This is a genomic window from Flavobacterium sp. ARAG 55.4 (assembly GCF_051846875.1).
In the GTDB taxonomy this organism is placed as follows: Bacteria; Bacteroidota; Bacteroidia; order Flavobacteriales; family Flavobacteriaceae; genus Flavobacterium; species Flavobacterium plantiphilum.
The window spans coordinates 254,336-269,047 of the sequence record NZ_JBPYCT010000001.1 but is presented as its reverse complement, the minus strand read 5'-3'; the positions used below and the strand labels follow the sequence as shown (position 1 = coordinate 269,047).

Sequence of the window (14,712 nt, the reverse complement as noted above, 5' to 3'; positions counted from 1 at the left end):
TAAACAGATAATAGTCGTTTAATTCGTAGAGAAGATTTTAGAAAAAATTTATCTTTGTTGAAAATTAAAAACTAATGAGCAAAAAAGTAATCTTAATGATTTTAGATGGTTGGGGAAAATCACCTGACCCTAAAGTATCTGCAATTGATAATGCAAATGTTCCTTTTATAAACAATCTTTATAAAAAATATCCCAGCGCACAACTTAGAACTGATGGTTTACATGTAGGTTTACCGGAAGGACAAATGGGAAACAGCGAGGTAGGACACATGAATCTTGGTGCCGGAAGGATTGTTTATCAGGATTTAGCTAAAATTAATTTGGCCGTAGCCAATAAAACTCTGGCTCAGGAACAGGTATTAAAAGATGCTTTTCAATACGCAAAAGATAACAATAAAAAAGTTCATTTCTTAGGATTAGTTTCCGATGGAGGTGTTCACTCACATACTTCTCACTTACGTGGATTAATAGACGCCAGTCAGGATTACGGATTAAATCAGGTGTATGTTCACGCTTTTACTGACGGAAGAGACGTTGATCCTAAATCAGGAAAACAATATATTCAGGATTTAGAAAATTATATTGCTGATACACCTGTAAAAATTGCCTCAGTGATTGGTCGTTATTATGCAATGGATCGTGATAAACGCTGGGAAAGAGTAAAACTTGCCTATGATCTGGTTGTAAATGGTGAAGGTGCAAGAGCAATTGACCCTGTAGCTGCAATTTCGGCAAGCTACCAAAACGATATAACTGATGAATTTATCAAACCTGTTGTTATTGTTAACGAAAAAGATCAGGCGTTAGCAACCATTCAGGAAGATGACGTGGTGATATTCTTTAATTTCAGAACAGACAGAGGCCGCGAATTGACTGAAGCGCTGTCGCAACAGGATTTCCACGAACAAAACATGCATAAATTGAATTTGTACTATGTTACATTAACCAATTATGATGAAACGTATCAAAATGTCAAAGTAGTTTACAATAAAGATAATATCACGGAAACATTAGGAGAGGTTTTAGAAAAAGCGGGTAAAAAACAAATTCGTATTGCTGAGACAGAAAAATATCCACACGTAACTTTCTTTTTCTCCGGAGGAAGAGAAACTCCTTTTATAGGGGAATCCCGCATCCTTAGAAATTCACCTAAAGTTGCCACTTATGATTTGAAACCGGAAATGAGTGCTTATGAATTAGCCGATGCACTTTGTCCTGAACTGGAGAAAGGAGAGGTAGATTTTGTATGTCTTAATTTTGCCAATGGAGACATGGTAGGACATACCGGAATAATGGAAGCAGCAATTCAAGCCTGTGAAGCTGTAGATAAATGTGTTGAAAAAGTTATCACTACTGCCCTTGCAAATGGATATTCTACTCTTGTAATTGCTGACCACGGTAACTGTGAAACCATGATTAATCCTGACGGAAGTCCTAATACAGCACACACAACTAATCCTGTCCCTTTTATATTAGTTGATAATGACCAAATTAAGGTTCATGACGGAGTATTAGGTGATATTGCACCAACCATTTTAGACTTAATGAAAGTAGTACAACCTGCTGTTATGTCCAGTCATTCTTTATTGGTGAAATAATTTCAGTAAAATAATTCAAAAAAAAGCTGTTTCAAAAATCTGAAACAGCTTTTTTGTTATAGTAATTGCTCCGCAAAATAAATTATAAGACCTACAATCCCACCTACAACGGTTCCGTTTATCCGGATAAACTGAAGGTCTTTTCCAACCTCTAACTCTAATTTATCAGCTATTTCTTTTTTATCCCAGCTTTGTACAGAAGTTGCAATTAAATCCCCAATGGCTTTTTTATTTCGAATCAAAACACTCAACAAATCAATCTTTATAAAGTTATTAATCTTAGTAGTCATCACTACATCATTTTGAATATTCGAACCAAAATTCCGAATCATTCTGGTTAAATTTAATTTAATTTCAGAACCCTCTCCTTTCTCTAAATCAGTAAGAACAGCATTTTTTAATTCCTGCCAAATCGAACCAATGTATTCCTGAACTTCATCCTTCTGCGTAAATTCAAGAATTACAGTAGTGATTTTTTGCTGCATTTCTGGAGATTTTTTTAACTCTTCAATAAAATTAAGCACGTACAAATTAATTTTTTTCCGAATAGAACTCTCCGGTTGTTTTGCCATATCGAGAAATTCATAAAGTCCGTTAAAAACGCCATCGGCAATTTTTTTATCAGCAACACCCAGCGTATACCAGGGCGTAGCATTTTTAACTTTTTCCCGGATTTCCATTCTGTTTGCTTCTAATTCCGCTGACAGAATACTAAGTACATTGGTTATCAATTGGGCTTGTTTATCATCTTTTGACAAAGATTCCAAACCTATTGCAATCCACTCACCAAAATTCAATTGCTTCAATTTAATGTGAAATTGTTGCTGAATGAACTCTTTTACATTTGTATCATCTATTGTTTTTAAAACTCCGGGAATCACATTCTCTACGACTAATGAGGAAATAATGGCAGCGTTTTTCTCCTCTTTCAACCAATTAGTTGCTTTTGCTGCAAAATCAAATTCGTCCAGTTTAACTTCGAGTTTTTCCTTAATTAAAAATTCGTCTGAAACAAAAGTCCCCAAGTTCCGCCCTATAGCATCTTTATTATCAGGTATTAAAGCAGTATGCGGAATCGGAATTCCTAAAGGGTGTTTAAACAAAGCCACAACAGCAAACCAGTCGGCAATTCCGCCCACCATTGCTGCTTCACTAAAAGCTTTTAACCAGCCTATTTTATAATAAAATCCTAAGAAAAAACAAATCACAGCTGACCCCAGAACACAAAGAGCAACACTCTTCATTTTAATTAAATCTTCTTTCTTAATATGATTGTTATCCATTCTATTTTAATTTTTTACAATCTCTAATTTACTAATTTCTTTCCAGACACTTTTCTTTTTCAAATCAAATTATCAATCATTGAGTTACAAAAACGCTATGAAATTTTTCCAACATTAGAATAACATTAGAATTAGCTGCTTTTTGATATAATTAAATGTTAAAATCCCAAAATTAAAAGTAACACTATTAAATTTGTATAAAAAAAATTGTCAATGAATAATCTGTTGGATAATTTCAAAATAATAGTTAACGAAAAACTATACCTTAAAGACCCTGAAACTTCCGAGTTGGGAAAGAAAATAATCCAAAACAGCATCTTATTGATTGATGAAATTGGATTAGAACACTTTACTTTTAAAAAACTTGGAGAAAGAATCAGGTCTAATGAAAGTTCTGTTTACCGTTATTTTGAAAACAAACACAAACTGGCTATTTATTTATCTGCATGGTATTGGGGATGGATGGAATACAAACTTATCTTTGCTACCAACAACATCCGGAACCCAGATGAAAAATTAGCTAAAGCTATCACCGTAATAACAGAAAAAATTGAAGATGACGATAGTACCAAACATATTAACGAATCTGTTTTAAATAAAATTATCATAGCTGAATTCAATAAAACACTTTATACTAAAGATGTCGATGAAGAAAATAAAGACGGCTATTTTTTTGTTTATAAAAAAATAATCAATCAGTTAGCCAGCATTATTCAGGAAGCTAATCCTGATTATCCTTACCCAAAAAGTCTGGCATCAACAATAGTAGAAGGAAGCTTACACCAGCATTTTCTGAATGATCATTTAAACACTATAACAGACTGTAATGAATCAACAAGTGTAACTTCATTTTACTTTGATCTGGCAAACCGAATATTAAAAAATAAAATATAATTCCTATTATGACACCATTAAAACGATTTTACAATTTACTTCAATTGGATAAAAAAGATGTAGCACAGATTTTTTTCTATGCCATCTTTGCCGGATTAATCAGTTTGTCTTTGCCTTTAGGTATTCAGGCAATTATTAATTTTATACAATCGGGGCATGCCAGTGTTTCCTGGATAGTTTTAATCATTATAGTAATTATTGGGGTCGCGCTTGTAGGGATTTTATCCTTAATGCAACTTCGTATTACTGAAAATCTACAACAGAAAATATTTATCCGGGCATCGTTTGAATTTGCAAGCAGATTACCTAAAATAAAATTTGAAGCACTTTACAATTCTTATCCGCCGGAAATTGCCAATCGATTTTTTGATACATTAACCATTCAGAAAGGAACTTCTAAATTGTTAATTGACTTTTCTGCTGCTTTACTGCAAATCGCTTTTGGTCTTATCCTCTTATCTTTATACCATCCGTTTTTCATTATTTTTGGAATCCTGTTGTTCTTTTTATTGTATTTTATATTTAAATTTTCTTATAAATCAGGAATGGAAACAAGCTTGAAAGAATCAAAGTTCAAATATAAAGTTGCAGGCTGGTTACAGGAAATTGCCCGTAATAATTTTAGTTTCAGAAATGACCTGAATTACAACTATGCGCTACAAAAAAATGATTCTATTGTTTCTCATTATATTGACTACCGTGAAAAACATTTTGATGTTATTAAAAAACAATTTATCCAGTTAATTGGCTTTAAAGTTTTGATTACAGCAACTTTATTATCTGTTGGAGGTTATTTAGTACTATCTCAACAAATGAATATTGGCCAGTTTGTTGCTGCCGAAATCATTATTTTATTAGTGATAAATTCTGTAGAAAAAATCATTCTGGGATTAGAAACTTTCTATGATGTATTAACTGCTGTCGAAAAAATAGGTCAGGTTGCCGATATGGAGCTTGAAGAAGAAACAACCGATACGTTTGACAACTGTTATACTAATATCAGTTTAGAAACTGAAAATCTGATGTTTAGATTTCCGGATTCAAAACAAAAAACCCTGAGCATGATTAATTTAAAAATTGATCAGGGTGAACGCATATTTCTGGACGGAAAAAACGGCTCGGGAAAAACCACATTAATTCGTGTGTTATCCGGATTGTTGCAACATAGTGCCGGTTCTTTTTACATAAACGATGATACATTTAAGAAAATCAACCTCAAACAATATCGTTCACAAATAGGATCCATCATTTATGGAGAAACCCCTTTTGAAGGAAGTATTTTAGATAACATTACCTTTAACAACAAATCTGTAAGTCAGGAAAATTTAAAATGGGCTATTTCTGGATTACAACTTAATAGTTTGATTAAATCATTGCCGGAAGGACTGGAAACCATTATTTTTCCTGAAGCGAGACAACTGACCTCGTCTAATGTACAAAAGATTTTATTAGCCAGAAGTATCATCAACAAGCCTAAAATCCTTTTTTATGAAGATCCAACTGATACTATGGATGAAAATGTTGCAAATGAAATTATTGATTTTTTAACCGCAAAAGAGCATAACTGGACAATAATTGTTTCTTCTAAAAACCCCTATTGGAAAACAAAGAGCAATCGCATCATTACAATGGAAGACGGTAAAATAATGGCAGACTTAAAAAAATAAAAAAATGCTGAATATTTCAAATAACAACAAGCCTAAACAATCCTTAGCGCAGTTTAAAACGGTTAGAACGCTTGAAAGCAAAGTGCATTATAAAATTCTGAATAAGATTATCGTTGGTATTTCGATAATTGGAATTGCAACGTTATTTTTACCCTGGACCCAAAACATTTCGGGATCTGGTGCGGTAACAACCTTAAAACCCAATCAACGCCCGCAATCTATACAAAGCGTTATTTCCGGACGTATTGAAAAATGGTATGTGCAAGAAGGAGATTTTGTTCGAAAAGGAGATACAATCTTATTTATCTCAGAGATAAAAGAAGATTACATGGATCCTAATTTAGTTCAAAACACTAAAAACCAGGTAGAAGCTAAAAAAAGTGCTGTTAACTCTTATGAATCTAAAGTAGTCAGCTTAGAGAATCAGTTAACAGCAATTGAAGCTGAAAAAAATCTGAAACTGGAGCAGGCACACAATAAAATTAAACAGGCTCATCTTAAAATTAAAAGTGACAGTATTGATTTAGTTGCAGCACACACCCAACTTAAGATTGCTACAACACAATTCAATCGTGCTATAAAACTAAATAGTGAAGGATTAAAACCCTTGACTGATGTAGAAGAAAAAAAACTGAAACTTCAGGAAACAGAAGCTAAAATCATTAATCAGGAAAATAAACTATTAACCAGTAAAAATGATTTAATTAATGCAAAAGTTGAAATAAGCAGAATCAAAGCAGAATATTCTGAGAAGGTTTCTAAATCTCAAAGTGATAAATTTACTGCTTTGAGTAATCAATATGATGCAAAAGCTCAGGTAAACAAATTGGAAAACCAACATGCTAATTACAGCATCCGTAACAAAATGTATTATATCCGGGCAGCTCAAAGTGGTTATATCAACAGAGCGTTACAATCAGGAATAGGCGAAACTGTTAAAGAAGGAACTGCTATAGCAACCATTATGCCTGCCGCTTATGAAATTGCTGTTGAAACGTATGTAGACCCTATAGATTTGCCTTTAATTCATAAAGGTGAAAAAGTGCGGGTTTGGTTTGATGGATGGCCGACTATTGTCTTTACCGGATGGCCTGATATTTCTTATGGTACTTTTGGAGGAACAATTGTGGCCATAGAAAATTTCATCAGTCCTAACGGAAAATACAGAGTCCTGATTGCTCCTGACAAAGAAGAAGCCAAATGGCCTAAAGAATTAAGTATTGGCTCTGGCGCTCAAACGCTGGCTTTATTAGATACAGTTCCTATCTGGTTCGAAATCTGGCGAATTTTAAATGGATTCCCGCCTAATTATTATAAACAAGAAACACCAACAAACAAAGAAAAGAAATAATGAAAAAACTTTTCTACATATTCGTATTTTTCCCTTTAACATCGCTTATTGCACAGGACTCAGTTCCTAAAGAACTGAGTTATAATGAATTTCTGGGGTATGTAAAAAAATACCATCCTCTGGTCAAAAATGCCCGGCTGACACTCAACAAAGCGCAAGCCGACTTGATGATGGCAAGAGGAGCTTTTGATCCAAAAATCGAGGTAGATTATGCTAAAAAACAGTTTAAAGACAAAGAATATTACTCCCTTCTGAACAGCAGTTTTAAAATTCCAACTTGGTATGGAATTGAAATCAAAGCGGGATTTGAAAACAACGAAGGTTATTATTTAAATCCGGAACATACAACTCCTGTAGATGGATTAGCTTCTCTGGGAATAAGTATTCCTGTGGGACAAGGTTTGTGGATTAACAAAAGAATGGCTGACTTAAGTAAGGCAAAGACTCAAATAAGATTAAGCGAGGCAGAGGTCAAACTACAGGCCATTGCTGTGTTATATGATGCTTCATTAGCTTATTTTAACTGGAAAAAAAACTATGAAGAAGTACAATTATATCAAAATTATATTCAGAACGCAAAATCAAGGTATAAAGGAATTCAGGCCTTAATTGAACAGGGAGACAAACCTGCAATTGATAGTATTGAAGCGGGAATTACCGTTAAAAACAGGCTTTTAAGTCTGGAAGATTCCAATCTGAAACTGGCTAAAGCTAAACTGGAATTATCCAATTATCTGTGGCTGGATAATGCTGTTCCTATGGAAATTTCAGATGAATTAATCCCTGAAACGCAACTGGAAAGTACAATTCAGGAAACTCTAAAAACCAACAGTTTACTTACAGAGTCAAATACATTAGATAATCATCCAAAAATCAATGCCCTACAAAGTAAAATTGACATTTTAAATATAGAGCGCAAATTAAATGCTAATGATTTACTGCCTAAAATCAATTTAGGCTATTCTTATCTGTCTGATGCTAATTATCTTAAAGATTTTGACAGAGAAAATTACAAAGTAGGTGTTGATTTTTCTTTTCCTCTATTTTTAAGAAAAGAACGCGGTAAATTAAAATTAACCAAATATAAAATTCAGGAAGCTGAATATATTATAGATGTGGAAAGACAACAACTTTCAAATAAAATTCAGGCACAAAAAACAGAAATTCAATCGCTTAACAGACAATTGGAAATTATCAAAAGATTAGCTCAGGATAATAAAACCATGCTGGATTCAGAGGAACGGTTATTTACTTTTGGAGAAAGTTCCTTGTTTTTAATCAACACCCGCGAAAACAATCTGGTTAGTGCTAAACTGGCTCAGATAAGTTTATCCAACCGGTTTTATATTTCAAATTCCGAACTTTTTAAAATTATGGCGAATCCGGATTAAATAATTTTTAAAATTGTACTTTTGCCGACTGAAAATCCGAAATTATGATTATAGTAAAATCACGTGAAGAAATAGAATTAATGCGCGAAAGTGCCTTAATCGTATCAAAAACATTAGGAATGCTGGCTTCTGAAGTAAAAGAAGGGGTAACTACTCTGCATCTTGACAAACTGGCTGAAGAATTCATTCGTGACCACGGAGCTGTGCCTAGTTTTCTGGGGTTGTATGGTTTTCCAAACTCGCTTTGCATGAGTCCAAATGCTCAGGTAGTACACGGAATTCCTAACAATACTCCTCTGGTAAGCGGTGATATTATTTCTATTGATTGTGGTGCCTATAAAAATGGTTTTCACGGTGATCATGCCTACACTTTTGAAGTGGGTGAAGTAGCTCCGGAAACTAAAAAATTATTGCAGGTAACTAAGGAGTCCCTGTATGTGGGAATCCGTGAGTTTAAAGCCGGAAACCGTGTTGAAGATGTGGGAAATGCAATCCAGAAATACACTGAAGGCCACGGCTACGGAGTAGTTCGTGAATTAGTAGGCCACGGTCTTGGACAAAAAATGCACGAAGATCCGGAAATGCCGAATTATGGTAAAAAAGGACGCGGAAAACTTTTTGTAGAAGGAATGGTAGTTGCACTGGAACCGATGATTAATCAGGGAACACGTAATATCAAACAACTAAAAGACGGCTGGACAATTCTTACTGCCGATGGAAAACCTTCGGCTCATTTTGAACATGACGTCGCTTTGATAGATGGAAAACCGGAATTGCTTTCTACTTTTGCATATATTTATAAAGCTTTAGGAATTGAAAGCAATGAAGAAGATGAGTTTAGAAAAATCCCATTGGTATTATAATGAAAAAACTTTTCAAACTCGTCCTTAATACCATTCCCCGTCCATTATTAATTCGCCTGAGTTATGTGGCCCGTCCTGTTATTGCTTATTCGTTAAAAGGAAATAATTTTACAGATCCTATTGACGGGAAAAGTTTCAAATCGATGTTGCCTTACGGTTATGAAGAACAACGCAATAATGTTCTTTCACCGAGCACACTTTCACTGGAAAGACATCGTTTGCTTTGGTTGTATCTGAATGAACAAACTGATTTTTTTACAGCTCCTAAAAAAGTACTCCACTTTGCACCGGAACAGGCTTTTTATAAACGATTTCGAAACCAGAAAAACCTGGATTATACTACAACTGATTTATTTTCACCTCTGGCAGATGTAAAAGCTGACATTTGCAATCTACCATTTGAAGACAATCAATATGATGTAATCCTTTGCAATCATGTTTTGGAACATATTCCTGATGATACTAAAGCCATGCAGGAATTGTATCGGGTTTTAAAACCAGGCGGAATGGCTATTTTACAAATCCCGCAAGATTTAAATCGTGAAGTTACATTTGCTGACGACTCAATTACCGATCAAAAAGAACGTGCTAAAATTTTTGGTCAATACGATCATGTACGCATTTATGGCAGGGATTATTTTGACAAATTGAGAAGTATTGGTTTTAATGTTATTGAAGAAGATTATACCAGCAAAATCAGTTCTGAATTAGTAGAAAAATATTGTCTGGCTAAAGGAGAAATAATACCTGTTTGTTTCAAATAAAACTATAAAAGACTACTCCGCTTAGATAATAAATTATGGCTTAATTTGTTATATTTACACCATAGCAATTAAAATTATGTCTAAATCTTTTATTTTAGGAACTTTTTTTATTTTCCTTTTTACTTTAGCTACGGCTCAGGTTCAAAAAGAAATGACTCCGCCATATAATATTAAAACCGTTACTTTTGTAAAGAACAATGAGAATGTAGTTCCGGTTTTTGAATTAGGCAGTTCATTCGAATTTCAATTTGATGATCTTTTTGGTAATGAAGCTAACTATTATTATGAAATCATTCATTGTGACTACAATTGGATTCCTTCCAACATTCCTAAAAACGAATACTTACGGGGCTTTGACAACCAAAGAATTCAAAATTATTCCAATTCTTTTAATACCTTACAACTTTATTCACATTACAGTTTAAGCATCCCTAATCAGTTTACACAACAATTGCGTTTAAGCGGAAATTATATTCTTAAAATTCTAAATGATGACAAAGAAGTTGTTTTTTCCAGAAAATTCAGGCTTTATGAAGATATTGCATCAGTCCCTTTACAAATAAAAAGAGCACGAAACATTAGTGTTGTCGAATACAAGCACAATTTAGATTTTGCCATAAAATCACAAAATCTTACTTTTCAAAATCCTCTGAAAAATATAAACGTAGTTTTAATTCAAAATGGAAATTTCAATACCGAAATAAAAAACATCAAACCACAATATACTATTGGAAATGATTTAATATACAAATATGATATTGAAACCCAGTTTTGGGCAGGAAACGAATTCTTATATTTTGAAAATAAAGATATTAGAGTAGCTAACAATAATGTGGCCCGGGTAGATGCCAGTACTGATATTTACAATTGCTTACTTTATACTAATAATGCCCGAAGAAATTCCCCTTATACCTTATTCCAGGATATCAATGGAAATTTTATGATAAAAAACACAAACGCAACAAACAATGATATTGAAGCTGATTATGCCTGGGTTTATTTTAGTCTTTCAGCACCTGCATACAGACTGGACAAAGGAATTTATGTGAGCGGAATGTTTAATAACTATAGTTTATCGCCAGAAAATAAGATGGATTATAATGAGAAAAAGGGAATTTATGAAAAAGCAATTCTGATTAAACAAGGGTTTACAAACTATAATTATGTAATTGCAGACAATAAAGGTGGCATTGATAATGAAAATGCGATAGACGGAAATTTCTATCAAACAGAGAATGAATACACTGTTTTAGTATACTACAAAGAGAATACCGGGCGGTATGACAGAATCATCGGCAAGGGTACTGCTAACTCCCTGAACATCATTAATTAAAAAAAGTTTTAAAAATGAGGAATACGAAATGAAAATTTTGTAATTTTGTCCTTATTAAACATAGATTTAATATTTTACTATGGTTTCTCAGATAACAAGAGGCATAAAAATAACCGTTTTGACTAGTTTTGAAGGCACTTACTTCAAAAACTACAAGATTCATTTTGCCTTTAGTTACCATATCACGATTGAAAACCACAGTAAAGATTCTGTACAACTTACCTCCCGTCATTGGGAAATATTTGATTCTCTGAACAATATTGAAGTGGTAGATGGTGAAGGAATCATTGGTAAAAAACCTGTTTTAAAACCGGGTGAAAATCATACTTACAGTTCAGGTTGTTTACTTTCCTCTCCTTATGGAGCTATGAAAGGACATTTCAACATGATAAATTTTACCAATACCAAAACTTTTAAGGTAATCATTCCTACTTTCAGACTGTGCGCTCCATTTGCGCTTAATTAATTACTGCTTACTTCAATTACCTCATCTTTTGTTATTGCATAAACAATATCATTTTCTGTGGGCATTAAATAACAATTCCCTGTAAATTCTCCAAATGCCGGAAAGATTAGTTGCTTCTGTTTTCTAAAAAAACAAGATACATTTAAAAATTGCCTGCCCAAACCTCTTAATTTAACTCCCGGATGGATGTGCCCGCAAAAATTAAAAAACGCTTCACTTTCTGTAGGATGGTGTGTTAACAGAAAATCATCAATTACCAACTCATTATAAATTTCGATATCCAAATCAGAATAATGATGCTTGCCTATGATATCATGATTACCCTCAATCAGGATGACTTGTTGAGAGATCTTTTTTTTCCAAGCTACAAATAACGCCCATTCATTGTTGATTTTGCTATGAAATAAATCACCCAGAAAAATGATAATTTCTGAATCAAACAATTCTAAAACGGCATTTAAACGTGTAAAATTTTCCTGACTTGCATCTTTAGGAATCCCAATTCCGTATTTTCTAAAGTGTGCTACTTTGCCAAAATGTACATCTGAAATCAAAAGTATTTTTTTCTCTTTCCAAAAAACAGCACCTGATGGATGCAAAATAAATTCCTGATTATTAATTATTATCTTCATAAACAATTATTTCATATAACTGGCTGTCATTTTTTTAATTCTTTCCAGTAGCGTTTCGCTGGATAATTTTTCCCGTAGCCGGTCTGTAATTATCGGAAAGCTAAAGGGTGTTGGCTTTTTACATTGTTTCCATACAATCTTTTGCTGGTTGATTCTTTCTAAAGCCTGGATCAAACGCCCTTCTTCCAGCTGATGTTCAAAAGTTTCGGTAAAAGCCTGCTGAAGCAATAAATTATCCGGTTCATAATCCCGGAACACTTCAAACAATAACTGCGAACCACTTTGCAAATGTTTCGCTTTAACGGGTTTTCCGGGCATTCCGGTAAAAACTAATCCGGCAATTACTGCAATATCTCTGAATTTTCTTCTTGCCATTTCGGTTGAATTCAGACTTTTTTGTAAATCCTGATGTACATATGCTGTGGAAAATAAATTATTATCAAAAACTGCTTCCATATCAATTTCCTGATCCGATAGCAATTCGAAACCATAATCATTATATGCTAAAGAGAAGGTTATGGAAAACAACAGACTAATCCGGTATGCCAGCATACTCGCCAAAGCTTCATGCACAAATCTTCCTTCAAAAGGATAAAAAACGGCATGAAATCCTTCTCTGGTTTTAAACGTTTCTATTAAAAATTCATCGGCATCAGGAACAATACTTTCCTTACGTTGCCTTTCAAAAATGGGCTTTAAAGCTTTGAGTTCCGGCGTGAGTTTAGCGGTATTGGCAGCATATAATTCCACCCGCAATAATTCACTCATTTGTACTGACAACGCCATTCTTCCTCCCATCCAGCTAACCGTTCGTGATGCCTTTTTAGGATCTGCTTTTCGTACCAGTACCTGCATATTTTTAATTCGGAATAATTCCAGTTTTTTTCCGGCAAAAGTAAAAACATCTCCCGGTTGCAATTTAGACGCAAACCATTCTTCAATAGAACCAATGTAACCACCGCTCAGAAACTTCACATGCAATGCCGAATCTCCCACAATTGTTCCAATTTGCATCCGATGGTGCATAGCAATAAACCGGTTATTGATTTTGAAACGTCCATCTTCTTCAATCTCTACCTTTTTAAATTCATCATAAATATGAAGACTCTGACTTCCATTGGTAATAAAATTCAGTATCCAGTTCCAGTTTTCTTTGGTAATATTCTGATAACAAAAAGTCTTTTTTACTTCTTCAAAAATAATGTCCGGAAAAAAACCATCCGAAACCGCTAAGGTATTCAGGTATTGCACCAGTACATCCCAACTATTTAAATATGGAATTCTGTCTTCTACAATAGTTTTGTCCACTGCTTTTTTCAGAGCCGAAGCTTCAATTAATTCGATAGCATGGGTAGCAAGAAAATAGATTACACTTTCTTTTCCGGGCTGGTGTCCGCTTCGTCCTGCTCTTTGCAAAAAACGCGCCACTCCTTTTGGACCTCCTATCTGAATAATTGTTTCAACAGGCGCAAAATCGACCCCTAAATCCAGACTCGAAGTACAAACCACAACTTTTAGTTCTTCATTTCTAATAGCATTTTCAACCCACAAGCGGGTTTCTCTGCTGATACTTCCGTGATGCATGGCCATTTCGCCGGCAAATTCCGGATATTTTTCCAGAATAGCCTGAAACCATATTTCACAGGCAGAACGCACATTAGTAAAAATTAAAGTCGTTTTGCTATTTCTGATGATCTTCGCCACCTCATCAATCAAATGTAACCCCATGTGTCCGCGCCACGGATAACTGTCCATTTTTTCAGGTAATATCGAAAGCACTTTTATTTTTTTGTTAATATGAGCCTTTATCAAAACCGAATTCTGATACGCTTTTGAATCAGGCCCCAATAACACCTGTTGCGCTAATTCCAGATTTCCTATGGTTGCAGAAATTCCCCAGATTCGCATTCCGGCTGCAACCGTTTTTAAACGAGACAACGCCAGTTCCATTTGAACACCGCGTTTTGTTCCTAACAATTCGTGCCACTCATCAACTACAATAGCAGAGCAATTCGCAAAAGTTTTAGCAAATTCTTTAGATGCCAAAAGCAATTGTAAACTTTCAGGTGTTGTAATTAATAAATCGGGCATTTTTTTACTTTGTTTGGTTCTTTCGCTTTGCGAAGTATCTCCGGATCGAATCCCAACTGTCAGTGGCAAATCCAAATCTTCAACAATGCGGTCAGCAGCTTGTTTAATTTCAACAGAAAGTGCCCGTAATGGCGTAATCCAAATGGCTTTTAATCCGGGTTTGTGCCTGGTTTTATAATTGGGATTCTTTTTCATGTAATCCAGAACTATCGGAAACCATAAGGCATAGGTTTTTCCGCTTCCTGTAGGAGCGTTCAGTAAACCATTTTTTCCCTGTAAAAAGGCAGTCCAGGTTTGAGTCTGAAAAGGAAAAGCCTTCCAACCCTGTTTTTTAAACCAATTCTCTGCAATAGTATATAGTTCTTCTCTGTTCATGAGG

The 14,712-nt window shown here is 34.3% G+C and carries 12 protein-coding genes; 9 read left to right on the top strand and 3 right to left on the bottom strand.

Annotation, left to right across the window (positions count from 1 at the left end):
- Positions 1-74: 74 nt before the first annotated feature.
- The gene (gpmI, locus tag ACSV4D_RS01210) at positions 75-1,598 is read left to right on the top strand and encodes a 2,3-bisphosphoglycerate-independent phosphoglycerate mutase (protein ID WP_408081003.1); all 1,524 of its coding nucleotides are present in this window, start codon (positions 75-77) and stop codon (positions 1,596-1,598) included.
- Positions 1,599-1,654: 56 nt separating this feature from the next.
- Here the strand turns inward: gpmI and ACSV4D_RS01205 are convergent, their stop codons facing one another.
- The gene (locus tag ACSV4D_RS01205) at positions 1,655-2,881 is read right to left on the bottom strand and encodes a DUF445 domain-containing protein (protein WP_439226836.1); all 1,227 of its coding nucleotides are present in this window, start codon (positions 2,879-2,881) and stop codon (positions 1,655-1,657) included.
- A gap of 213 nt (positions 2,882-3,094) precedes the next feature.
- Between ACSV4D_RS01205 and ACSV4D_RS01200 the strand changes: the two genes are divergently transcribed.
- The 8 genes from ACSV4D_RS01200 to apaG all read left to right on the top strand — a co-directional run bounded on the left by ACSV4D_RS01200 (position 3,095) and on the right by apaG (position 11,610).
- Positions 3,095-3,775, top strand: a complete 681-nt coding sequence (locus tag ACSV4D_RS01200; protein ID WP_408081001.1) for a TetR/AcrR family transcriptional regulator — start codon at positions 3,095-3,097, stop codon at positions 3,773-3,775.
- Positions 3,776-3,783: 8 nt separating this feature from the next.
- A complete protein-coding gene (locus tag ACSV4D_RS01195) occupies positions 3,784-5,442 on the top strand; it encodes a peptidase domain-containing ABC transporter (RefSeq protein WP_408081000.1) in 1,659 nt (552 codons plus the stop codon).
- A gap of 4 nt (positions 5,443-5,446) precedes the next feature.
- Positions 5,447-6,793 carry an HlyD family secretion protein gene (locus ACSV4D_RS01190; RefSeq protein ID WP_439226835.1) on the top strand — a complete coding sequence of 449 codons (1,347 nt, stop codon included), beginning with the start codon at positions 5,447-5,449 and terminating at the stop codon, positions 6,791-6,793.
- Positions 6,793-8,184: a TolC family protein gene (locus ACSV4D_RS01185; protein WP_408080998.1), complete on the top strand. Its 1,392-nt coding sequence runs from the start codon at positions 6,793-6,795 to the stop codon at positions 8,182-8,184. Before ACSV4D_RS01190 ends, ACSV4D_RS01185 begins: the two co-directional genes overlap by 1 nt.
- Before the next feature lie 44 nt (positions 8,185-8,228).
- Complete coding sequence (map, locus tag ACSV4D_RS01180) at positions 8,229-9,047, top strand: type I methionyl aminopeptidase (RefSeq protein WP_408080997.1); 819 nt, start codon at positions 8,229-8,231, stop codon at positions 9,045-9,047.
- Positions 9,047-9,811 carry a class I SAM-dependent methyltransferase gene (locus tag ACSV4D_RS01175; RefSeq protein ID WP_439226834.1) on the top strand — a complete coding sequence of 255 codons (765 nt, stop codon included), beginning with the start codon at positions 9,047-9,049 and terminating at the stop codon, positions 9,809-9,811. Before map ends, ACSV4D_RS01175 begins: the two co-directional genes overlap by 1 nt.
- 76 nt (positions 9,812-9,887) lie before the next feature.
- Positions 9,888-11,144, top strand: coding sequence for a DUF5103 domain-containing protein (locus ACSV4D_RS01170; RefSeq protein WP_439226833.1), 1,257 nt, complete (start codon positions 9,888-9,890; stop codon positions 11,142-11,144).
- 79 nt (positions 11,145-11,223) lie between these two features.
- Positions 11,224-11,610, top strand: a complete 387-nt coding sequence (gene apaG, locus ACSV4D_RS01165) for a Co2+/Mg2+ efflux protein ApaG (RefSeq protein WP_073241343.1) — start codon at positions 11,224-11,226, stop codon at positions 11,608-11,610.
- Here the strand turns inward: apaG and pdeM are convergent.
- Positions 11,607-12,242 carry a ligase-associated DNA damage response endonuclease PdeM gene (pdeM, locus tag ACSV4D_RS01160; RefSeq protein ID WP_439226832.1) on the bottom strand — a complete coding sequence of 212 codons (636 nt, stop codon included), beginning with the start codon at positions 12,240-12,242 and terminating at the stop codon, positions 11,607-11,609. The two genes, apaG and pdeM, sit on opposite strands and share 4 nt — an antisense overlap.
- 6 nt (positions 12,243-12,248) lie before the next feature.
- Positions 12,249-14,708 (bottom strand): ligase-associated DNA damage response DEXH box helicase, encoded by a 2,460-nt coding sequence (locus tag ACSV4D_RS01155; RefSeq protein ID WP_439226831.1) that lies wholly within the window; start codon positions 14,706-14,708, stop codon positions 12,249-12,251.
- Positions 14,709-14,712 lie beyond the last annotated feature (4 nt).